Origin of the sequence: Serratia sp. SM04 (assembly GCF_040280225.1) — a bacterium.
GTDB classification, from domain to species: domain Bacteria; phylum Pseudomonadota; class Gammaproteobacteria; order Enterobacterales; family Enterobacteriaceae; genus Serratia; species Serratia sarumanii.
Genome location: NZ_JBEOQT010000009.1, coordinates 1 through 20,493, shown reverse-complemented (window position 1 = coordinate 20,493; position 20,493 = coordinate 1). Strand labels below are relative to the sequence as shown.

The following is a 20,493-nucleotide window of genomic DNA, read 5'->3' as shown; positions in this document are numbered from 1 at the left end:
ATGGAACACTATATCAGCCTGTTTGTGCGCGCGGTGTTCGTCGAGAACATGGCGCTGGCGTTCTTCCTCGGGATGTGTACCTTCCTGGCAGTCTCGAAGAAGGTCTCGACCGCCTTTGGCCTGGGCATCGCGGTGACCATCGTGCTCGGCATTTCGGTGCCGGTGAACAACCTGGTCTACAACCTGATCCTGCGCGACGGCGCGCTGGTGGAAGGCGTCGATCTGAGCTTCCTCAACTTCATCACCTTTATCGGCGTGATCGCGGCGCTGGTGCAGATTTTGGAGATGATCCTCGATCGCTTCTTCCCGTCGCTGTATAACGCGCTCGGCATCTTCCTGCCGCTCATCACCGTGAACTGCGCCATCTTCGGCGGCGTGTCCTTCATGGTGCAGCGCGACTACAACTTCGCCGAATCGGTGGTGTACGGCTTCGGCTCCGGCACCGGCTGGATGCTGGCGATCGTCGCCATGGCGGGGATCCGCGAGAAACTCAAGTATGCCAACGTGCCGGCGGGACTGCGCGGCCTGGGCATTACCTTTATCACCACCGGACTGATGGCGCTGGGCTTCATGTCCTTCTCCGGTGTTCAGTTGTAAAGGCGGGAAGAATTTATGGAAATTATTTTAGGTGTAGCAATGTTCACCACCATCGTGATGGTGCTTGTGTTGCTGATCCTGTTCGCCAAATCGAAGCTGGTGAACACCGGCGACATCGCGGTGGAGATCAACGGCGATCTGGATAAGAGCTTCCATGCGCCGGCGGGCGACAAGCTGCTCAACGTGCTCTCCAGCCAGGGGATCTTCGTCTCCTCGGCCTGCGGCGGCGGCGGTTCCTGCGGCCAGTGCCGGGTGGTGATCAAAGAGGGCGGCGGCGATATCCTGCCGACCGAGCTCTCGCACATAAACAAGCGCGAAGCGAAAGAGGGTTGCCGCCTGGCGTGCCAGGTGAACGTGAAGCAGAACCTGAAGATCGAGCTGCCGGAAGAGATCTTCGGCGTGAAGAAATGGGAGTGCGAGGTTATCTCCAACGATAACAAAGCCACCTTTATCAAAGAGCTGAAGCTGAAGATCCCGGATGGCGAAGACGTGCCGTTCCGCGCGGGCGGCTTCATCCAGATCGAAGCCCCGGCGCACGACATCAGCTACGCCGACTTCGACGTGCCGCAGGAGTATCGCGGCGACTGGGACAAGTTCAACCTGTTCCGCTACCGCTCGACGGTGAACGACACCACGGTGCGCGCCTACTCGATGGCCAACTACCCGGAAGAGAAGGGCATCATCATGCTCAACGTGCGTATCGCCACGCCGCCGCCGAACAACCCGGACGTGCCGCCGGGCATCATGTCTTCCTATATCTGGTCGCTGAAGCCGGGTGACAAGGTGACCATCTCCGGGCCGTTCGGCGAATTCTTCGCCAAGGAGACCGACGCCGAAATGATCTTCATCGGCGGCGGCGCGGGCATGGCGCCGATGCGTTCGCACATCTTCGATCAGCTTAAACGCCTGAACTCGAAGCGCAAGATCACCTTCTGGTACGGCGCGCGTTCGCTGCGCGAGATGTTCTATGAAGACGACTTCAACCAGCTGCAGGCGGAGAACGACAACTTCACCTGGCACGTGGCGCTGTCGGATCCGCAGCCGGAAGATAACTGGACCGGCTACACCGGCTTTATCCATAATGTTCTGCTGGAGAACTATCTGAGGAACCACCCGGCGCCGGAGGACTGCGAGTTTTACATGTGCGGGCCGCCGATGATGAACGCCGCGGTGATCAAGATGCTCAAAGATCTGGGCGTCGAAGACGAGAACATCATGCTGGATGACTTTGGTGGCTAAATGCGCGCACTGGCGATGAAGAACTGGCTGACGGGCGTGGCGCTGAGCGCCACCCTGCTGCTGACCGGCTGCGGGCCGGAACAGGTGGACCTGACGGGTAAAACCATGGGCACCTCGTATTCGATCCGTTACGTGGCCGGCGACGATACGCCGTCGGCGCGCGAGATGCAGGCGGAGATCGACAAACGGCTGGAACAGGTGAACGACCAGATGTCCACTTACCGGCCGGACTCCGAGCTGAGCCGCTTCAACGCCAGCCGCGACATTGACCGGCCGTTCCCTGTTTCGCCGGCGACCGCCAAGGTGGTGCGCGAAGCGCTGCGCATCAACCGCGTGACCGATGGCGCGCTGGACGTGACCGTCGGGCCGCTGGTCAACCTGTGGGGCTTCGGCCCGGAAGGGCGGCCGGATAAAGTGCCGAGCGAGACGGAGCTGGCGCATCGCCGCGCCTGGACCGGCGCCGACAAACTGGCGGTGCAGGGCAGCGCGCTGGTGAAAAGCATCCCCGAGCTGTATGTCGACCTGTCGTCAGTAGCCAAAGGGTACGGCGTGGACGTGGTGGCGGAGTATCTGCAATCGCAACACGTAAAAGACTACATGGTGGATATCGGCGGCGAAGTCCGCACCCGCGGGCGCAACGGCGAGCAAAAGCCGTGGCGCATCGCCATCGAGCGCCCGACCGCCGGTACGCAGCAGCAGGCGCAGCTGGTGATCCAGCCGGGTGAGATGTCGATCGCCACCTCGGGTGACTATCGCAACTACTTCGAGCAGGACGGGGTGCGCTATTCGCATACCATCGATCCGATCACCGGCCGGCCGATCAACCACCGTTTGGTGTCGATCACCGTGCTGAGCCCGGCCTGCATGACCGCCGACGGCCTGTCCACCGGCCTGAACGTTATGGGGCCGGAGCGCGGCATGGCGTTGGCCAATCTGCTCGGCATTCCGGTGTTCATGATCGTGAAAACCACCGACGGGTTTGAGGAGCGCTATTCCGACGCGTTCAAACCCTATATGAAAAAGCGTTCGTGAGGTTGCTATGTTGACGGTATTCGCCGCCACCTTCGTGTTGTTCCTGCTGATCGTCGGCGGGATGTCGTTGGGTTACGTGTTCAAACGCAAAAGCCTGCAGGGCAGCTGCGGCGGCATCACCGCATTGGGGATGGAGAAAGTCTGCGACTGCCCGGAGCCTTGCGATGCGCGCAAAAAGCGCGAAGCCAAAGCGGCACAGCGGCGCGAGCAGTTGGACAAACACCGCATTCTGTAGCTGTAGCGAAAACCCGGCCTTGGCCGGGTTTTTTACTTCGCCTTGCGGAAGCTTTTTGCCTCGGCCGGTGAGTTGACCATCACGCCGTCGGCGCCCAACGCCAGCGCCTGCTGATAATCCTGCGGCGAGTTGACGCCGAACAGGATGATGTGCGCCGGGCCCTGCGAGCGGAAACAGTCCATCGACTCTTTATCCCAGGTCAGAAACGCCTTCGAACGCCCTTCGCCGAGGGTATATTTCTCCACCACTTCCACCTCGCGCTTCAGCTCCAGCCCGTACCAGCGCGGCTGGCGGTTGTCCGGTTTGACGTCGCACTGGTGCGCCATGGTGACGTTGGCCAGCAGCGTGCGGGTCTCGTCGCGGCTTTCGAAGCGCGGGATGGCCGGCGGCAGCGCCTGCAGGTATTTGGCGTCGGTAGAGTAGACGCGGATGCGGTTCAGGCTGTCGGTGCTTTCCAGCGTCGCCAGCAGCGCCCGGCCAAACTGCGCCGGATCGGCGTCCGGGGATTTGATGTCCAGATAGAAGGTGACGTGCGGAAACGCTTTAAGCACGTCGTCCAGCCGCGGAATGCCGATGCCCTGGCCGCGGAACGGGTGCGCATCTCCCCTGGCGAAGGCCCAGCCGGCGTCGGTCTCGGCCAGCTGCGCGGCGGTATAGGCAGAGACCGGGCCCTGCCGGTTGGTCAACGCTTTCAGATCCGAAGGGCGATACAGCACGATGACGCCGTCTTTGGATTCTTGCAGGGTGATCCAGATGGCGTCGGCGCCGTTTTTCAGCGCGGTTTCGATGGCGATGCGGGTGTTCTCCGGCGCATCGGCGGTGCCGCCGCGGTGGGCGACGATCGCCGGCGCGTGACCGGCAGCGCTGGCCGCCAGCGCGCTCAGCGACAGCGCGGAAGCCAGCAGCAAATAAGAAAATCTGATCATGTAGGGTACCTTGTCGTTATCGTTGTGGTGAGCCGCACGGGATGGCGGAAATCATACTATTGAAAAATTAAGCTTTTTTAACAACGCGGAAATATCTGGCGGAAACGGTGCTTTCGTCGAATCCTGCGGCCTTGAGCTTTCGGTATCTGACTGTATACTTATACAGTGTTACTGGAGGGTGCGATGCGTAAAATCATTCATGTCGATATGGACTGCTTCTTCGCGGCGGTGGAAATGCGCGACGATCCCAGCCTGCGCGATATCCCGCTGGCGATTGGCGGCAGCGCCGATCGCCGCGGGGTGATCAGCACCGCCAACTACCCGGCGCGGCGCTACGGCGTACACAGCGCCATGTCCACGGCAATGGCGCTCAAGCTGTGCCCGCACCTCACCCTGTTGCCGGGGCGCATGGCGGCCTACAAAGAGGCCTCGCTGCATATCCGCGAAATCTTCGCCCGGTATACTCCGCTGATCGAGCCGCTGTCGCTCGATGAAGCCTACCTCGACGTGACCGACAGCCCGCAATGCAATGGCTCGGCAACGCTGATCGCCCAGGAGATCCGCCAGGCGATCGCCGACGAACTGAACCTCACCGCCTCGGCCGGCGTTGCGCCGATCAAGTTTCTCGCCAAAATCGCCTCCGAGATAAACAAGCCGAACGGGCAATACGTGATCACGCCGGCGCAGGTGCCGGCGTTTTTGCAACAGCTGCCGCTCAGCAAGATCCCCGGCGTCGGCAAGGTGACCGCCAAGCGGCTGGAAGAGGTGGGGCTTATCACCTGCGCCGACGTGCAGCAATACGATTTGGCGCAGCTGCTCAAGCGCTTCGGCAAATTCGGCCGGGTGCTGTGGGAGCGGTGCCAGGGCATCGATCGGCGCGAAATCTCGGCGGAGCGGCTGCGCAAATCGGTGGGGGTGGAGCGCACGCTGGCGGAAGACATTCACGACTGGGAAGACTGCGAAACGCTGATTATCGACAAACTCTATCCCGAGCTGGAGATGCGACTGCGCAAGGTGAAGCCGGATCTGCACATCGCCCGGCAGGGCGTGAAGCTGAAGTTTCAGGATTTTCAGCAAACCACCCAGGAGCACGTGTTCCCGGTGCTGAACCGGCAGGATTTGCTGGAGGTGGCGCGGCAGGCGTGGCGCGAGCGGCGCGAAGGGCGCGGCGTGCGGCTGGTGGGGCTGCATGTGACGCTGCTCGATCCGCAGCTGGAGCGGCAGCTGGCGCTGCCTTGGGAATAAAAAAGCCGGCAAGTCGCCGGCTTTTTGCGTTAAGCGCGCGGCTTATGCGCGCTCAGGGATCGCTTTCAGCAGCGAGGTCAGCAGCTTCCAGTACAGACCGACGCTTTCGATATGCACTTGCTCATCCGGCGAGTGCGGGCCGGTGATGGTTGGCCCGATCGATACCATGTCCATGTTTGGATACGGCTTTTTGAACAGACCGCATTCCAGGCCGGCGTGGATCACCATGATGTTCGGCGTCTTGTCGAACAGCTCCTGATACAGCTCGCGCACCAGGTGCATCACCGGCGAATCGGCGTCCGGCTGCCAGCCCGGGTAGCCGCCCTTCGGCGCCACCTTGGCGCCGGCCAGCTGGCCCAGCGCGGTCAGCATCTCGACCACGTAGTCTTTGCCGCTGTCGATCAGCGAGCGGATCAGGCAGATGATTTCCGCTTCGTTTTCGCTGGTGGTGACCACGCCGACGTTCAGCGAGGTTTCCACCACGCCTTTTACCGCGTCGCTCATGCGGATCACGCCGTTCGGCGTACCGTTCAGCAGCGCCAGGAAGCGCTGCTGGCTGTCGGCGCTCAGCGCCTGCGAAGCGCTGGTGGTCGGCTCCAGCAGCACGGTGATGTTCTTCTCTTTGGCGGAGAGTTCGTTCTGCAGCACCGCCAGGAACTCCTGGCTCAGCGCTTTCAGCGCGTCGGCCTTGTCCGCCGGCACCGCAACCACCGCAGAGGCTTCACGCGGGATGGCGTTGCGCAGGGTGCCGCCGTTCAGATCCAGCACGCGCAGGTTCAGCGCCGCCGCATGGGCGAACAGGAAGCGCGCCAGCAGCTTGTTGGCGTTGCCCAGACCGACGTGGATCTCGGCGCCGGAGTGGCCGCCTTTCAGGCCCTTGAGGGTCAGCTTCAGGGTTTGATAACCGGCCGGCACCGCTTCGCGCTGCAGCGGCAGGGTAGTGATGAAGTCGATACCGCCGGCGCAACCCATGTAGATTTCGCCTTCTTCTTCGGAGTCGGTATTGATCAGGATATCCGCCTGCAGCCAGTTCGGCTGCAGCCCGAAGGCGCCGTCCATGCCGGCCTCTTCGGTCATGGTCAGCAGCACTTCCAGTGGGCCGTGCTCAACGCTGTCGTCGGCCAGCACCGCCAGGGCAGAGGCCATGCCGATGCCGTTGTCGGCGCCCAGCGTGGTGCCGCGCGCTTTCACCCACTCGCCGGCGATATAAGGCTGGATCGGATCCTTGGCAAAGTCGTGCACGGTGTCGTTATTCTTTTGCGGCACCATGTCCAGGTGCGCCTGCAGCGCGACCGGCTTGCGATTTTCCATGCCTTTGGTGGCCGGCTTGCGCAGCAGGATATTGCCGACCCGATCGCGCTCGGCGTGCAGGTTCTTTTCTTTGGCCCAGGTGAGGATGTGCTGCGCCAGCGCTTCTTCATGATAAGAAGGGTGCGGGATAGAACAGATCTTGGCGAAAATATCCCACAGCGGCTGTGGCGAAAGCTGAGACAATTCAGACACTATAAGTCTCCTGTGACGGCAGGCTCCGACAGGACGGGCGTGCCGCGCGGTTAAGGTGAGCGGGTATCTGTGCGTCGTGGCACGATCACCAGAGAATATCACTTTATTTCCGGCGGTGCGCGCACCGTATTGTGCGGTTTAAGCGCTTGATCACACGGCTTCGCTGCGGGAACGTTCGCTTTTTCAGCATCAATCACCGAAAAGCCGCACGGCGGAAATCGCGAGGTTTTCCTCGGTACAACTGGAATTCAACGCGGCCAGTCTCTATAATCTCGCGCAACCTTTTTTCCCCTGAACTATAAAGTAAGCCGCTTCACCAGCCGGCTGGGACACGATTCTATGAGCGAAAAATACGTTGTTACCTGGGATATGCTGCAAATGCACGCACGCAAGCTGGCGCACCGCCTGCTGCCTGCCGACAAATGGACGGGCATCATTGCCGTAAGCCGCGGCGGCCTGGTGCCGGCGGCTCTGCTGGCGCGCGAACTGGGTATCCGCCATGTGGATACCGTCTGCATTTCCAGCTACGACCATGACAACCAGCGCGAAATGAAAGTGCTCAAGCGCGCCGAAGGCGACGGTGAAGGCTTCATCGTGGTGGATGATTTGGTGGATACCGGCGGCACCGCGAAAGCGATCCGCGATATGTACCCGAAAGCGCATTTCGTCACCATCTTCGCCAAACCGGCGGGCCGTCCGCTGGTGGACGACTACGTGGTCGACATTCCGCAGGACACCTGGATCGAACAGCCGTGGGATATGGGCGTCAGCTTCGTTCCTCCTATCGGCGGCCGCTAAGCCCAGCCAGTTCCAACTCAACGCCCGGTTATGCCGGGCGTTTGCGTTATTTTGGTTTCTCCCGCCAGAGTTAGGTACACTACCTCCAGTTAAGTAGGCCTTTTGCGGCCTATCGCCAGATTTACGGAGGCTGTTGTTACCATGGCACAGGCCAACCTTTCTGAAATTCTTTTCAAGCCCAAATTCAAACACCCTGAAACCTCGACGCTGGTGCTGCGCGCGCGCAACAAAGTGAGCGCCGCCATGCATTCCGCATTGGAAGGCGACACCACCGGCAGCTGGTACCGCATGCTGAATCCGCTGCTGTGGGCCTGGCGCGGCGTCAGCCCGATCGAAATCCACGAAGTGCTGGCGCGCATCGCCGCCTCCGACGCCGAACGCAGCAATCCGCAGCGGCTGGATACCGTGGTGGGCTACCGCAACGGCAACTGGATCTACGAGTGGATCCATCAGGGCATGCAGTGGCAGCAGCGGGCGACGGAGCAGCAGGATCCGCTGCTCGGCGGCCAATACTGGCTGAAGGCCGCGAGCCTGTACAGCATCGCCGGTTACCCGCACCTGAAGGGCGACGAGCTGGCCGAACAGGCGGAGATGCTCGCCAACCGCGCGTACGAAGAGGCGGCGCTGCTGCTGCCGTATCAGTTGAAAGAGCTGGAGTTCCGCATCGAAGGCGGCGGTAGCGTCACCGGCTTCCTGCACATGCCGGAGAAGGGCGAAGCGCCGTTCCCGACGGTGCTGATGTGCGGCAGCCTCGATACGCTGCAGACCGACTATCATCGCCTGTTCCGCGACTACCTGGCGCCGCACGGCATCGCCATGCTGACGCTCGACATGCCGTCGATCGGCTCCTCCTGCAAATGGAAGCTGACGCAGGATTCCAGCTACCTGCACCAGCAGGTGCTGATCCAGCTGGCCTCGGTGCCGTGGGTGGATCATCAGCGGGTGAGTGCCTTCGGCTTCCGCTTCGGCGCCAACGTGGCGGTGCGGCTGGCCTACCTGGAGCCGCAGCGGCTGCGCGGCGTAGCCTGCCTGGGGCCGGTGGTGCATCGCCTGCTGTGCGACAGCAGCACCCAGCTGAACGTACCGGACATGTATATGGACGTGCTGGCTAGCCGCATGGGCATGGCCAACGCCTCCGACAACGTGCTGAAGGTGGAGCTGAACAGCTACTCGCTGAAAATGCAGGGGCTGCTGGGGCGCCGTTGCCCGACGCCGATGATCTCCGGCTACTGGGAGCGCGATACGCTCAGCCCGAAAGAGGAGTCGCAGCTGATCGTCACCTCCTCGGTGAGCGGCAAGCTGGTCGCCATCCCACGCACCCCGGTTTACGACAGTTTCCACCGGGCGTTGCTGCAAATGTCCGGCTGGCTGAAGGACAAAATGCGTTAATTAGTTGCTAAATTTTAACAGTTTGTTAAAAAGAGTGGTCTACATTGAGGAGGTTAGAGAATGACGTTACCGAGTGGTCACCCTAAAAGCCGACTAATGAAACGTTTTGCCAGCTTGGGGCCGTACCTGCGTGAAGGGCAATGTGAAAACGACCGTTTTTTCTTTGATTGTTTGGCCGTCTGCGTCAATGTAAAGCCCGCTCCGGAGAAGCGCGAGTTCTGGGGCTGGTGGATGGAGCTGCAGGCGGAAGAGGCGCGCTTCACCTATTCGTACCAATTCGGCCTGTTCGACAAAGAAGGCGACTGGACGGCGCAAAACATTAAGGATGATGAAGTGAACGCCAAGCTGGAAGACACCCTGCGCGACTTCCATCGCCGCCTGGGCGAGCTGCTGGCGACCATGGAACTGGGGCTGGAACCCGCCGACGATTTCAAAGAAAAACTGATCAAACTCTCCGCCTGACCCCGTTTGACCACGTATTGTGCTGATTTCGCGTTGTGCCTGTTGGCATAACGCGTCTCTCCTGTTACAAAGACCTTTGCACTCTTCTTCTCATCATTACACACGGCAGAAATACTATGAACGGCAGCCAGACATTGGTTGTGAAATTGGGCACCAGCGTGTTGACCGGCGGATCGTTGCGTCTGAACCGCGCCCACATCGTCGAATTGGTGCGCCAGTGCGCGCAGCAACACGCCGCGGGCCACCGCATCGTCATCGTCACCTCCGGCGCCATCGCCGCCGGGCGCGAACACCTGGGCTACCCCGAGCTGCCCGCCACCATCGCTTCCAAGCAGCTGCTGGCGGCGGTGGGGCAGAGCCGCCTGATCCAGCTATGGGAACAGCTGTTTTCCATTTACGGCATCCACGTCGGGCAGATGCTGCTGACGCGCGCCGATCTGGAAGACCGCGAGCGCTTCCTCAACGCGCGCGACACCATGACGGCGCTGCTGGACAACCGCATCGTGCCGGTAATCAATGAGAACGACGCCGTCGCCACCGCCGAAATCAAGGTGGGCGACAACGATAACCTGTCGGCGCTGGCGGCCATTCTGGCCGGGGCCGACAAACTGCTGCTGCTGACCGATCAGCAGGGCCTCTACACCGCCGATCCGCGCAACAACCCGCAGGCCGAACTGATCCGTGAAGTGCACGGCATCGATGACGCGCTGCGCGCCATCGCCGGCGACAGCGTCTCCGGCCTGGGCACAGGCGGCATGGGCACCAAGCTGCAGGCGGCCGACGTGGCCTGCCGCGCCGGCATCGACGTGGTGATCGCCGCGGGCAGCAAGCCGGGCGTGGTGGCGGACGTGATCGAAGGCAAACCGGTGGGTACCCGTTTCCACGCGCTGGAAACCCCGTTGGAAAACCGCAAACGCTGGATCTTTGGCGCGCCGCCGGCCGGCGAGATCACCGTTGACGATGGCGCGGTGGAAGCGATGATGGCACGCGGCAGTTCGCTGCTGCCGAAGGGCATTCGCGACGTGAAGGGCGACTTCTCGCGCGGCGAAGTGATCCGCATCCGCAACCTGGCGGGGCGCGATCTGGCGCACGGCGTCAGCCGCTACAACAGCGACGCGATGCGCATGATCGCCGGGCACCACTCGCAGGAAATCAGCGAAATCCTCGGTTATGAATACGGTCCGGTGGCAGTGCACCGCGACGATATGATTGTCAGTTAAGGAGTGAGCATGCTGGAGCAGATGGGGAAGGCCGCCAAGCAGGCCTCCTGGCAGCTGGCGGTGCTGAGCACGGCGAAGAAGAATCAGGTGCTGTCGGTGATGGCCGACAGGCTGGAGGCCAACAGCGAAGCGATCCTGTTGGCGAACGAACAAGACATGGCGCAGGCGCGCGCCACCGGCATGAGCGAAGCGCTGCTCGATCGCCTGCTGCTGACCCCGGCGCGGCTGGCGGCGATCGCCAACGACGTGCGCCAGGTGTGCCGCCTGAACGATCCGGTCGGCCACGTGCTGGACGGCAACCTGCTGGACAGCGGGCTGAAGCTGGAGCGCCGTCGGGTGCCGCTCGGCGTGATCGGCGTGATTTACGAGGCGCGCCCCAACGTCACCATCGACGTCGCCAGCCTGTGCCTGAAAACCGGCAACGCGGTGATCCTGCGCGGCGGTAAAGAGACGCACAACACCAACCAGGCGACGGTGAAAGTGATCCAGCAGGCGCTGGAACAGTGCGGCCTGCCGGCGGCGGCGGTACAGGCGATCGACAGCCCGGATCGCGCGCTGGTGAACGAGCTGCTGCGCCTGGATCGCTATGTCGACATGCTGATCCCGCGCGGCGGCGCCGGCCTGCACAAGCTGTGCCGCGAGCAATCGACCATCCCGGTGATCACCGGCGGCATCGGCGTGTGTCACACCTACGTGGATGCCGACGTCGATTTCGACAAGGCGCTGGCGGTCATTGAAAACGCCAAGATCCAGCGCCCGAGCGCCTGTAACTCGCTAGAAACGCTGCTGGTGAACCGCAGCATCGCCGCCGAGTTCCTGCCGGCGCTGAGCGCCAAAATGGCGGCGGCGGGCGTGACGCTGCACGCGGCGGAAAACGCGCTGCCGCTGCTGCAGGGCGGCCCGGCGACGGTGGTGCCGGTGAACGCGGAGGATTACGACGACGAATGGCTGTCGCTGGATCTGAACGTGTTGCTGGTGGACGATATCGATCAGGCCATCGACCACATCCGCACCCACGGCACCAACCACTCCGACGCGATCCTCACCCGTTCGCTGAGCAGCGCCGAGCACTTCGTGCGCGCGGTGGACTCTTCGGCGGTGTACGTCAACGCCAGCACCCGCTTCACCGACGGCGGCCAGTTCGGCCTGGGCGCGGAAGTGGCGGTGAGCACCCAGAAACTGCACGCCCGCGGCCCGATGGGCCTGGACGCGCTGACCACCTACAAGTGGATTGGCTACGGCGACGATCTGGTGCGCAGCTAAGGCCGGATTGCGGTCATAAAGACGTCAGGGCGCAGCGTGCTGCGCCCTGAGTGTTTTTGGGGGGCACGGCAGTATCACTGCTTGCAAAACAACCAAACGCCCCGGCGGCTATTGACTCATTTCGCGCGCAGGTCTACCTTGTTCAACGCACTTCCGGCTTGCCCCGCAGGCCCGGTTCGATGCCGATATAGCTCAGTTGGTAGAGCAGCGCATTCGTAATGCGAAGGTCGTAGGTTCGACTCCTATTATCGGCACCATCTCAATATCCCAGACATTCGAGAAAGCAAAATAATTATAAAATGCAGTCGCATCATGATGTATTTGAGAAAACCACCAAGTTGGAACTATGCGAATAAGATCGCGTTTGGCTGGCGACAGAAAATGTCGTTGATTGTATAATCAAGGAAAGTTATTCATTGGCTCTAGATGTTGCTAATTTATTGAGCTGATTGTTAGAGAAAAGGTATTCTAAATAAAAAACAATGGGTTATTTTTCTTTTTGTCACAAACATGCGCTGATTAATCACATCCTGTTTCGCTGGCAACATGTTGTAACTTCGTTACGCCCTCAATTTTATTTCCCATTGTTTGTAAATTTTACAAGCACTGTTTTAGCCGATATCCAAATGTCTTCACGTGGCTTATTCATTTTGCGAAACATCGTAGGGGAAACGCCATAGTGGTTTTTAAAGATGCGACAGAAAGCCTGCTGTTCCAGATAACCATATTCAAGTGCAATGTCTATGATCTTCCTGTCTGTAGATAAAATCATTTTCGCCGCCTCTGTCATTTTCCTTGACCTGATGTAAGACTTCATCGATATGCCGGCCAAAGCGCAGAACTTACGTTGAACATACCATCTGGAATATCCAGTTTTATCAATCAGGTTGATGATGTTTACCGGTTGCTTGAGATGCATTTCCAACAGATTGATAACGCTATTAATAAATATTCTAGACTGTTCAATTTTGCTCATTTCCATTGCATCGGCTCCCGATATCTTCACCTGTTGGCGTTATTTAAATCTCGATTATTGCTTAACTTTGTCAAGATGTTATCAATTTCTGTTTTTTTATTTTCGGGTTAATGCTACTCCGCAGGTAACTATTTGAATTTCAATGTTATTATTTCGTTTTTTTGTCGAGCCGATTTTGAATGAAGTCATGCTGACTTTATTTTTAATCGCCTGATATGTACTATCGTCGTTTTTTGTTTATTCTTTAAATAAAAAAGTGCTAAACTTTATTATATTGTTCTTACTTGGTTAGCGTGACTGAATAGCAGGTTAATATATGGAAGAAAAAAGAATTTTAATCATCGAGGACGATATGCATGCTGCAGAAGTCCTGGAAGCTTATCTAAAAAGAGAGTGCTTTGCCGTTGCTAAGGTAGGCGATGGTGTTAAAGGGCTTGAGATGGTTTTTTCCTGGCAACCTGACTTGGTTTTATTAGATGTCATGCTACCGGGGATAAATGGCAATGAAATATTGGCACGTGTGCGTAGAAAGAGTGATGTGCCGGTCATCATGGTGACGGCAATCGGCGAGATTCAGGATAAGATCTCCTCGTTGAGGCACGGCGTTGATGATTACATCGTGAAACCCTATAACCCGGGAGAGGTCGTTGCTCGGGTTCATGCTGTGCTGAGAAGAGCGACTGCTTTAAATATAAAATCTGAGCTTATTATTTGTGGCCCGGTAGAACTTGATGAAGAGGCGATGCTGGTTCACGTCTGCCCCGCTGAAAACATTAAAATTGCAGTTGATCTTACGCCGACTGAATTTTTATTGTTATCTGTGCTAATGCGTGCGCCAAAAAGAGCATTTTCCCGCCAAACATTGTTAAATATGTGTCTGCCGGAAAGTGATGCATTTGAGCGGGTTGTCGATACGCATATTTATAACTTGCGCAAAAAGCTCAATTCGGTAGGGGTGAATGATGTACTGCTGACCGTTAGAGCGATGGGCTACAGGTATTGGAATAAATGAATAAAAAAAGCAAAAGAGTTTCGCTTTGGAAGTGGATTTGCGTGAGGGTAATTTCCCAGTCTGTCGGGGTGGTTGTTATTATTGCACTCTGTATGTGGTTGCGCTATGCCATTTATAGTACCTGGGTTTTATATCATGAAATGCCGGCGGATGTCCGAAAGGAATTCCTGTACTTGCTTAATAATCCCAATGAAGATTTATATAGATTTTATAGCCTTTTTCACTACTGGTATGGCATTGACTTTGCTAATCCATCGATCACGTCGGGGGATTGGATTATGCTGGCTATTTTGGTGGTTGTCGCCATACCTCTCATGGTCTTACTGGGGCTCTATATGTCGCGGCCGTTGGCGAAGCAATTTTCCTACCTGGTCGCTGCCGCGAGAAAAGTCGCGGAGGGAGATTTCTCTGTGCAAGCAAAATTAGAAGAGAAAGCGCCGGAAGAACTTCTTACTCTAACTCACGATTTCAATGAGATGACCAAAAAACTGACTTATTATGAAGGGGAGTTGCGTGCTTCTCATATCGCTATGGCGCATGAATTACGCTCGCCGTTGACGGCTTCAATCGCACGCCTTCAGGGAATTATGGATGGCGTTTTTGAGCCGGACAAGCATCAGTTAAATCTGGTCATGCAGCCCTTGACCAGCCTAAATCGCCTTATTGATGATCTTCAAACGCTGTCCTTGTCGCAAGCCGGGGCGTTATCATTAGAAAAATACCACGTTAATTTGTGCGAGTTGATTCAGGAGCGTTTGCAATGGCTAAAGGCTGAAGTTTCTCAGGAAGATTTCACGATTGAATTTGAAAGTCCTGCTCCCGTATTCGTCTACGCCGATCCATTCCGAATTGGGCAAGTTGTTACGATTCTCATAAAAAATGCAATGCGCTACGCGTATTCCGGCAAGAAACTGACAATCACGGTTAATCATTTTAATAATGAGGTTGTCGTCTGTTTTCGTGATTATGGTCCGGGCGTCAGTGAAGCGTTTTTACCTTTGATGTTCGAGCGTTTTTCACGGGAAGAAAGTTCTCGATCGAGAAATCTGGGGGGGAGTGGGCTTGGGCTTTCTATCGCCATGGCGATAAGTCGGGAGCACGGCGGCAGTCTCAGTGCTCAGAATCATCCTGACGGTGGGATGCTATTTCAACTAATTCTTCCAATGAAAATAGAGTCTTGATGATTCCTTGAAAAAACATGGACTAAATCTACACATAAAAAAGGTTTAATTCTTCGACAGACTATCAGGAGAATGTCTTATGTCAGTAGGTTTGTTCAGGTTAATAAGTACGGTCAAGAGCGTGTTTCTATTTCAATATTGGAAACTGTTTATTATTCCCCTGTTCGTTTTTTTGGCGGGATGTGATGATAAAGCACAGACACAGGAGGTGCCTACACGTTCCGTACGAACGCTTGTCGTCGATAATCCGGTTGGCGGAGTCTTAATAAAGCATACCGGAGAAATTCGCCCCCATGAGGAGTCTCAGCTCTCGTTTCGCATTGACGGCCGGCTCCTCAGCCGCCCAGTCGATGTGGGGGACAAATTAAAGGCGGGGCAAACGATCGCGACGTTGGAGCCCAGAAATAACGAGAGTCAGGTGCGCAGTGCGCAGGCCGAACTGGCCGGTGCCGTTTCTTCAGAGCGCCTGGCTGCTCTCAATTTCAGGAGGCTGCAATCATTGATCAAAACCGGCGCTATCGCGCAGGCTCAGGTTGATGAGGCTAAGGTCAATCTTGAAGTCGCTGCGGCAAAACGCGTCTCTGCTCAATCGAATTTGAAAATCGCTCAGGAGCAATTGGGTTACACCCGTCTGGTTGCGCCGTCGGATGGCGTAGTGACTTCGGTTAACCTGAACCCTGGCCAAACTGTCAGCGCAGGGCAGGGGGTCGTTACGCTCTCACTCAATCAGGGAGTGGATGCCGTATTTGACGTTCCAGAAGCTATTTTGTACAGCAATCTTTCCGATAATAAAGTCAAGATTGCGCTGCTTTCCGATCCTTCCGTCGTGACTGAGGGCGTGATCCGAGATGTGAATCCACAGGCGGATAAGCAGACGCGGACCTGGCGAGTCAGAGTCTCGCTGCCGAACCCTCCAGAGAAAATGGCTTTGGGCGCGACGGTGCAGGGAAGTATCGTGATCCCGGGGCAGGCTGCGTTTGTTCTGCCGGCGTCTGCGTTGACCCGTGATGGCGCGGATCCTGCCGTTTTAATTGTTCAACCGGATACATTAACCTTGGCATTGCGCAAAGTTAACGTTATCCGCTATAGCTCCGAGGACGTGTTTATTGCTGATGGCCTCAAACCTGGCGACAAGGTGGTGATCGCCGGCGTGAGTAAGTTACGGCCTGGGGAGAAAGTGAGTTTGGAGGATAAATTCTGATGAATGCCTCTGAACCCGAGAAGTTTAACCTGTCTGCCTGGGCGCTTGCCAATCAGCAACTGGTTGCCTTTTTTATGTTGGTTCTCACCATTGCCGGGGTGATGAGCTATTACAACTTGCCGCGTAATGAAGATCCGGCGTTTACCATTAAAACGGCGGTGGTTTCCGCGAGTTGGCCTGGGGCTTCTGTGGAGGATACCGTCAATTTCGTGACCGATCCGTTGGAGAAGAAACTTCAGGAAGTTCCTTATCTTGATTATTTGGAGAGTTACAGCCGGCCCGGCGAGTCGGTTATTTTTATCTATCTGCGTGATAATACGCCGCCGGAGAAAGTCAAAGAACTGTGGTATACGGTCAGGAAAAAAATAAAGGACGTTTCCCCTCAGCTTCCTGCCGGCGTCAGTTCACCTGCCGTCAACGATGAATTTGATGATACCTACGGCACCATTTATGGCTTTACGCGTGAAGGATTCAGCGAGCGCGAACTGCGCGATCTGGTTGATAAAGTTCGCACGGACGTCTTAACGCTGCCAGACGTCGGGAAAGTGAACCTGCTGGGCGTAAAAGAAGAGCAGGTCATCTTATCATTCTCACCGCAGAAAATTGCGGGCATGGGGCTGACGCTCGACCAAATCAAGAACGCCATCAGCGCGCAAAACGCCGTGACTCCGGCGGGAGAAATCAGAACCGACAAAGATAAAGTCATGTTGAGAGTCAGCGGCGCTTTCGCATCGGAAGAAAGCCTCAAACAGCTGACACTGCATATTCAGGATAAATTCGTTCCTCTGACGGATATTGCGACCATCTCTCGCGAGGCGGTCGATCCGCCGACGCCGGCCTTCAGGGTTAACGGGGAGTCGGCGATTGGCCTGGCCATCTCCATGGCCCCGACAGGCAATATGCTGGATTTCGGCAAAGCGCTTAACGAAAAGATGGATGATATCTCCAGCCGCTTGCCTGCGGGTATCAACGTGCTGAAAGTGGCCGATCAGTCGACGGTGGTGCATGACGCGGTGGGGAGCTTTATGAAAGTGCTCCTTGAGGCGGTTGTCATTGTGCTGGCTGTGTCTTTCTTGTCATTAGGCACTCGTGCCGGGTTAGTGGTTGCAGCATCCATTCCGCTGGTGCTGGCCATGACATTTATCGGTATGGAAATTGCCGGCATAGGCATACAGCGCATCTCCCTCGGTGCGTTAATTATTGCGCTGGGGTTGCTGGTCGATGATGCCATGATCACGGTAGAGATCATGATGTCGCGCCTGGAGAAAGGAGACCCTGTCAAAAAGGCGGCGACAAAAGCCTGGACGACGACGGCTTTCCCGATGCTGACCGGCACATTGGTCATGATCGCCGGTTTTATCCCGGTCGGTTTCGCAACGTCGAGTGCGGGGGAGTACTGTTATTCTCTGTTCATGGTGGTGCTGATTTCACTTATCAACTCCTGGATTGTTGCCGTACTTTTTTCACCGCTGATAGGCGTGTGGCTTTTACCTAAGGTGATGAAGGAACACGCCCACGGTAAAGGTAAAGTCATGCAAAAGTACGAAAGTGTATTGCGATATATCCTTAAGCGCCGAGGGATGACCGGCATCGTGGCGGTTCTGTTGCTGGCCATTGCTTTTATCGGATCCTCGCATATGGAAGAAGAGTTCTTTCCCGCTTCTGACAGGCCGGAGTTACTCGTCAGTCTGACTCTGCCGAGAAATGCCGTGCAGGAAGATACGGCGAGGGAAGCCATTCGCTTGGAGGAAATCCTCAAGAAGGATCCCGATATTGATCATTTTACGACGTACGTTGGATCGGGTGCCGTGCGGTTTTATTTGCCGATGGACCTGTTGCTTGATAACGAAAATATCGCTCAATTGGTCGTGGTCACCAAGGGACTTGAAGAGCGTGACGCGGTGAAGTCCAGGCTTGAAAAAATTCTGCAAAAAGATTTCGGCCATCTTGTTACGCGAGCTTCACCGTTGGAGCTGGGGCCCCCGGTAGGTTGGCCGTTGAAATATCGCGTTTCCGGCCCGGATTTGACCAAAATACGTGAGATATCCATGGAGTTGGCGGCGAAATTCGGCAACAACCCACAGACAAGAGAGGTCAACCTAACTGCGGGAGAACCGCAACGAGAACTCTATATTACGCTTAATCAGACGGAAGCGAGAGCCTTGGGATTAAGTTCTCAGGATGTCGCCAGCGCCCTTGCTGAAATGTATTCCGGTTCCGCTGTGACGACGATCAGGGACAGAAACCGCCAGGTTAACGTTGTGCTGCGAGCTTCGGAAAATACGCGGAGAGACATTGAAACCGTCGCGGATTTGCAATTAACGACGGCCGATGGACGCGTTGTGCCATTAAAGCAGATCGCAACGATAGGCTATACGTTGGCCGAACCTATTCAGTGGCGGCGGCAACGAGAGCCTTTCATTACGGTGCAAACGGATATTGCGCCAGGGCTGAATGCGTCCGGCGTATCCAAGAGTTTAGCGCCTGTTGTCGATGAATTACGCAAAAGTCTGCCACCGGGATATCACATTACCGAGGGGGGAAGCGTCATTGAAGCCATGAAAGGCAACCGTTCAGTATTCGCCGTTCTACCTGTGACCTTATTGGTGATGCTCATCTTGCTGATGGTGCAGTTGCGTAGTTTCTCACGCATGATGCTGGCGCTGTTGATTGCCCCCTTCGGTTTGATTGGCGTTGTCGCTGCCATGTTACCCACCGGAACACCGATGGGGTTTGTCGCGATTCTTGGCGTGATTGCGTTGGCGGGGATGATTATCCGCAATGCCGTGATCCTTATTGAAGAAGTGGAAATAAACAGGGCGCAAGGTGCGGATAATACTGAGGCGATCGTCGAGGCGTCACTGCATCGTTCCAGACCGATACTCTTGACGGCTTGTGCAGCAATATTAGGGATGATACCTATAGCGCATCAGGTATTTTGGGGGCCTATGGCCTATGCCATTATTGGTGGGCTATTTGTTGCCACCCTATTTACCCTGACGGTATTGCCGGCTGCCATCAGCGCCGTTCTGCAATGGGAGAAGTCTCGATAGAACTTACCCCCGGAGATAACTCCGGGGGAGTCTTAAAAAGGAGGTGGGCAGATGTTTGAGTTATTTAAACTTATTGGGCTAGGGTTGGTTTTATTACTGCCGCTGGTAAACCCATTGACCACTGTGGCTCTTTTTCTTGGGCTTTCAGGCGACATGTCTGAACAAGAAAAAAAGAAGCAGTCAGCTATGGCAGCTTTCTATGTCTTTGTGATTATGATGGTTGCATGGTATGCCGGTAAGGCTGTTATTAATACCTTTGGCATATCCATTCCGGGGTTACGAATTGCAGGGGGAATGATCGTTGCCTTTATTGGGTTTAACATGCTGTTTCCGCAGGATGTGAATAAGCCTCAAAGTGGCGAGAAGGGAAAAACCAAAAATATAGCATTTATCCCCTTGGCAATGCCCAGTACGGCAGGCCCGGGTACCATTGCTATGTTGATCAGTGCCGCGTCGACATTCAGCGCTGAAACATCGCATCTGGATTTGTGGGTCGCCTATACCGCGCCCCCCCTGATTGCGATAGCTATTTCTCTGATTTTATGGGTGTCTCTGCGGGCGTCACTGGGTGTTATGAAGCTTGTAGGAACATCGGGAATCGATGCTATTTCCCGAGTGATGGGATTCCTGCTGGTCTGTATGGGGGTTCAGTTTGTTATAAATGGCGTCATTGAGCTCGTCACAATGCAATAAACGTGAACGCTTCAGTGTCTGATATGCGTGAAGTTGCGCATATCAGACGAGAATAATATCTAAAACCTTATATTTATATCAGTTCTGATAATGCTCTGATGCTCTTGGCTGCCATAAAGCTTTTTTTGCATGGACAATGCTGTGAGCGCCGGTGGTAATGACTGTCGTCATGCTATTGTTTTTTTATCAAAAAGTTCCCAAGTAAGGTGGGAACTTTTTTTACTTTTTCTTTTATTCTGGTGCGTCGTCAACAGGCCTAATCCCGAATCTGATCCCATCACCATAAGCCGCCATCGGTGCATTATGGCTGTTGATTGCCATTTCAGGGGGACAGCACTTTGGCGATAGCCTGAGCTTCCTGCTGCCAGCCCTGCGCCAGGGTGCGCACCAGGGCATCATAGCCGTCCTCGCCCTGTTTCAATTCCAGGCTGAAAGGCCGTTTGATCAAGCGCCCCTGGCGGTTCAGCA

19 protein-coding genes and 1 tRNA gene are annotated in these 20,493 nt (G+C 56.2%); 16 read left to right on the top strand and 4 right to left on the bottom strand.

Translation table 11 applies throughout. The features are described 5' to 3' along the window. Genes nqrE through nqrM form a run of 4 tightly spaced genes read left to right on the top strand, consistent with a single transcriptional unit; the run spans position 1 to position 3,103 of the window. On the top strand, positions 1-597 hold the full coding sequence (gene nqrE, locus ABTW55_RS13350; protein ID WP_004930235.1) for an NADH:ubiquinone reductase (Na(+)-transporting) subunit E: 597 nt from the start codon (positions 1-3) through the stop codon (positions 595-597). A 15-nt stretch (positions 598-612) separates the two neighbouring features. Beyond that, positions 613-1,836, top strand: a complete 1,224-nt coding sequence (gene nqrF, locus ABTW55_RS13345; protein WP_039567058.1) for an NADH:ubiquinone reductase (Na(+)-transporting) subunit F — start codon at positions 613-615, stop codon at positions 1,834-1,836. Beyond that, on the top strand, positions 1,837-2,868 hold the full coding sequence (locus ABTW55_RS13340) for an FAD:protein FMN transferase (RefSeq protein ID WP_060423839.1): 1,032 nt from the start codon (positions 1,837-1,839) through the stop codon (positions 2,866-2,868). It begins immediately after the preceding gene. Positions 2,869-2,875: 7 nt separating this feature from the next. After that, positions 2,876-3,103, top strand: a complete 228-nt coding sequence (gene nqrM / locus ABTW55_RS13335) for a (Na+)-NQR maturation NqrM (protein WP_004930244.1) — start codon at positions 2,876-2,878, stop codon at positions 3,101-3,103. 32 nt (positions 3,104-3,135) lie between these two features. Here the strand turns inward: nqrM and ABTW55_RS13330 are convergent, their stop codons facing one another. Beyond that, positions 3,136-4,029 (bottom strand): glycerophosphodiester phosphodiesterase family protein, encoded by an 894-nt coding sequence (locus tag ABTW55_RS13330; RefSeq protein WP_060423841.1) that lies wholly within the window; start codon positions 4,027-4,029, stop codon positions 3,136-3,138. A 183-nt stretch (positions 4,030-4,212) separates the two neighbouring features. Between ABTW55_RS13330 and dinB the strand changes: the two genes are divergently transcribed. After that, positions 4,213-5,274: a DNA polymerase IV gene (gene dinB / locus ABTW55_RS13325; protein WP_060423844.1), complete on the top strand. Its 1,062-nt coding sequence runs from the start codon at positions 4,213-4,215 to the stop codon at positions 5,272-5,274. 42 nt (positions 5,275-5,316) lie between these two features. On the opposite strand, the gene pepD is transcribed toward dinB, so the two are convergent. Next, positions 5,317-6,777, bottom strand: a complete 1,461-nt coding sequence (gene pepD / locus ABTW55_RS13320) for a beta-Ala-His dipeptidase (RefSeq protein WP_033649935.1) — start codon at positions 6,775-6,777, stop codon at positions 5,317-5,319. A gap of 339 nt (positions 6,778-7,116) precedes the next feature. Here pepD and gpt point away from each other — a divergent pair, with 339 nt between their 5' ends. The 6 genes from gpt (at position 7,117) to ABTW55_RS13290 (ending at position 12,166) form a co-directional block, all read left to right on the top strand. Continuing rightward, positions 7,117-7,575 (top strand): xanthine phosphoribosyltransferase, encoded by a 459-nt coding sequence (gene gpt, locus ABTW55_RS13315; protein WP_033637215.1) that lies wholly within the window; start codon positions 7,117-7,119, stop codon positions 7,573-7,575. A gap of 141 nt (positions 7,576-7,716) precedes the next feature. Beyond that, on the top strand, positions 7,717-8,964 hold the full coding sequence (frsA, locus tag ABTW55_RS13310) for an esterase FrsA (protein ID WP_041033496.1): 1,248 nt from the start codon (positions 7,717-7,719) through the stop codon (positions 8,962-8,964). Positions 8,965-9,024: 60 nt separating this feature from the next. Beyond that, positions 9,025-9,426: a sigma factor-binding protein Crl gene (crl, locus tag ABTW55_RS13305; RefSeq protein WP_004930258.1), complete on the top strand. Its 402-nt coding sequence runs from the start codon at positions 9,025-9,027 to the stop codon at positions 9,424-9,426. Positions 9,427-9,542: 116 nt separating this feature from the next. Continuing rightward, positions 9,543-10,646: a glutamate 5-kinase gene (gene proB / locus ABTW55_RS13300; protein ID WP_033637217.1), complete on the top strand. Its 1,104-nt coding sequence runs from the start codon at positions 9,543-9,545 to the stop codon at positions 10,644-10,646. 9 nt (positions 10,647-10,655) lie between these two features. Continuing rightward, positions 10,656-11,909: a glutamate-5-semialdehyde dehydrogenase gene (proA, locus tag ABTW55_RS13295; RefSeq protein ID WP_060423849.1), complete on the top strand. Its 1,254-nt coding sequence runs from the start codon at positions 10,656-10,658 to the stop codon at positions 11,907-11,909. A gap of 181 nt (positions 11,910-12,090) precedes the next feature. Further along, a tRNA-Thr gene (locus ABTW55_RS13290) sits at positions 12,091-12,166 on the top strand. A gap of 317 nt (positions 12,167-12,483) precedes the next feature. Here ABTW55_RS13290 and ABTW55_RS13285 read toward each other — a convergent pair. Further along, entirely contained in the window at positions 12,484-12,891 is a 408-nt protein-coding gene (locus ABTW55_RS13285) for a helix-turn-helix domain-containing protein (RefSeq protein WP_046897666.1), read from the bottom strand. Positions 12,892-13,201: 310 nt separating this feature from the next. Between ABTW55_RS13285 and ABTW55_RS13280 the strand changes: the two genes are divergently transcribed. The 5 genes from ABTW55_RS13280 to ABTW55_RS13260 all read left to right on the top strand — a co-directional run bounded on the left by ABTW55_RS13280 (position 13,202) and on the right by ABTW55_RS13260 (position 20,025). Continuing rightward, positions 13,202-13,897, top strand: coding sequence for a response regulator transcription factor (locus ABTW55_RS13280; RefSeq protein WP_060423852.1), 696 nt, complete (start codon positions 13,202-13,204; stop codon positions 13,895-13,897). Next, the gene (locus ABTW55_RS13275; protein ID WP_060423855.1) at positions 13,894-15,078 is read left to right on the top strand and encodes an ATP-binding protein; all 1,185 of its coding nucleotides are present in this window, start codon (positions 13,894-13,896) and stop codon (positions 15,076-15,078) included. Before ABTW55_RS13280 ends, ABTW55_RS13275 begins: the two co-directional genes overlap by 4 nt. A 79-nt stretch (positions 15,079-15,157) precedes the next feature. Continuing rightward, entirely contained in the window at positions 15,158-16,279 is a 1,122-nt protein-coding gene (locus tag ABTW55_RS13270; protein WP_060423858.1) for an efflux RND transporter periplasmic adaptor subunit, read from the top strand. After that, positions 16,279-19,332 carry an efflux RND transporter permease subunit gene (locus tag ABTW55_RS13265; RefSeq protein WP_060423861.1) on the top strand — a complete coding sequence of 1,018 codons (3,054 nt, stop codon included), beginning with the start codon at positions 16,279-16,281 and terminating at the stop codon, positions 19,330-19,332. The genes ABTW55_RS13270 and ABTW55_RS13265 overlap by 1 nt, the downstream gene beginning before the upstream one ends. 51 nt (positions 19,333-19,383) lie before the next feature. Continuing rightward, a complete protein-coding gene (locus ABTW55_RS13260; RefSeq protein WP_060423864.1) occupies positions 19,384-20,025 on the top strand; it encodes a MarC family NAAT transporter in 642 nt (213 codons plus the stop codon). Positions 20,026-20,347: 322 nt separating this feature from the next. Here the strand turns inward: ABTW55_RS13260 and ABTW55_RS13255 are convergent. Beyond that, a partial coding sequence (locus tag ABTW55_RS13255) for an ABC-type transport auxiliary lipoprotein family protein (protein ID WP_170310510.1) occupies positions 20,348-20,493 on the bottom strand: 146 nt, incomplete at its 5' end.

Bases quoted from the DNA above. Each gene is read 5' to 3' on its own strand.
- nqrE (WP_004930235.1), top strand. From the start codon at position 1: ATGGAACACTATATCAGCCTGTTTGTGCGCGCGGTGTTCGTCGAGAAC.
- nqrF (WP_039567058.1), top strand. From the start codon at position 613: ATGGAAATTATTTTAGGTGTAGCAATGTTCACCACCATCGTGATGGTG.
- ABTW55_RS13340 (WP_060423839.1), top strand. From the start codon at position 1,837: ATGCGCGCACTGGCGATGAAGAACTGGCTGACGGGCGTGGCGCTGAGC.
- nqrM (WP_004930244.1), top strand. From the start codon at position 2,876: ATGTTGACGGTATTCGCCGCCACCTTCGTGTTGTTCCTGCTGATCGTC.
- ABTW55_RS13330 (WP_060423841.1), bottom strand. From the start codon at position 4,029: ATGATCAGATTTTCTTATTTGCTGCTGGCTTCCGCGCTGTCGCTGAGC.
- dinB (WP_060423844.1), top strand. From the start codon at position 4,213: ATGCGTAAAATCATTCATGTCGATATGGACTGCTTCTTCGCGGCGGTG.
- gpt (WP_033637215.1), top strand. From the start codon at position 7,117: ATGAGCGAAAAATACGTTGTTACCTGGGATATGCTGCAAATGCACGCA.
- frsA (WP_041033496.1), top strand. From the start codon at position 7,717: ATGGCACAGGCCAACCTTTCTGAAATTCTTTTCAAGCCCAAATTCAAA.
- crl (WP_004930258.1), top strand. From the start codon at position 9,025: ATGACGTTACCGAGTGGTCACCCTAAAAGCCGACTAATGAAACGTTTT.
- proB (WP_033637217.1), top strand. From the start codon at position 9,543: ATGAACGGCAGCCAGACATTGGTTGTGAAATTGGGCACCAGCGTGTTG.
- proA (WP_060423849.1), top strand. From the start codon at position 10,656: ATGCTGGAGCAGATGGGGAAGGCCGCCAAGCAGGCCTCCTGGCAGCTG.
- ABTW55_RS13285 (WP_046897666.1), bottom strand. From the start codon at position 12,891: ATGGAAATGAGCAAAATTGAACAGTCTAGAATATTTATTAATAGCGTT.
- ABTW55_RS13280 (WP_060423852.1), top strand. From the start codon at position 13,202: ATGGAAGAAAAAAGAATTTTAATCATCGAGGACGATATGCATGCTGCA.
- ABTW55_RS13275 (WP_060423855.1), top strand. From the start codon at position 13,894: ATGAATAAAAAAAGCAAAAGAGTTTCGCTTTGGAAGTGGATTTGCGTG.
- ABTW55_RS13270 (WP_060423858.1), top strand. From the start codon at position 15,158: ATGTCAGTAGGTTTGTTCAGGTTAATAAGTACGGTCAAGAGCGTGTTT.
- ABTW55_RS13265 (WP_060423861.1), top strand. From the start codon at position 16,279: ATGAATGCCTCTGAACCCGAGAAGTTTAACCTGTCTGCCTGGGCGCTT.
- ABTW55_RS13260 (WP_060423864.1), top strand. From the start codon at position 19,384: ATGTTTGAGTTATTTAAACTTATTGGGCTAGGGTTGGTTTTATTACTG.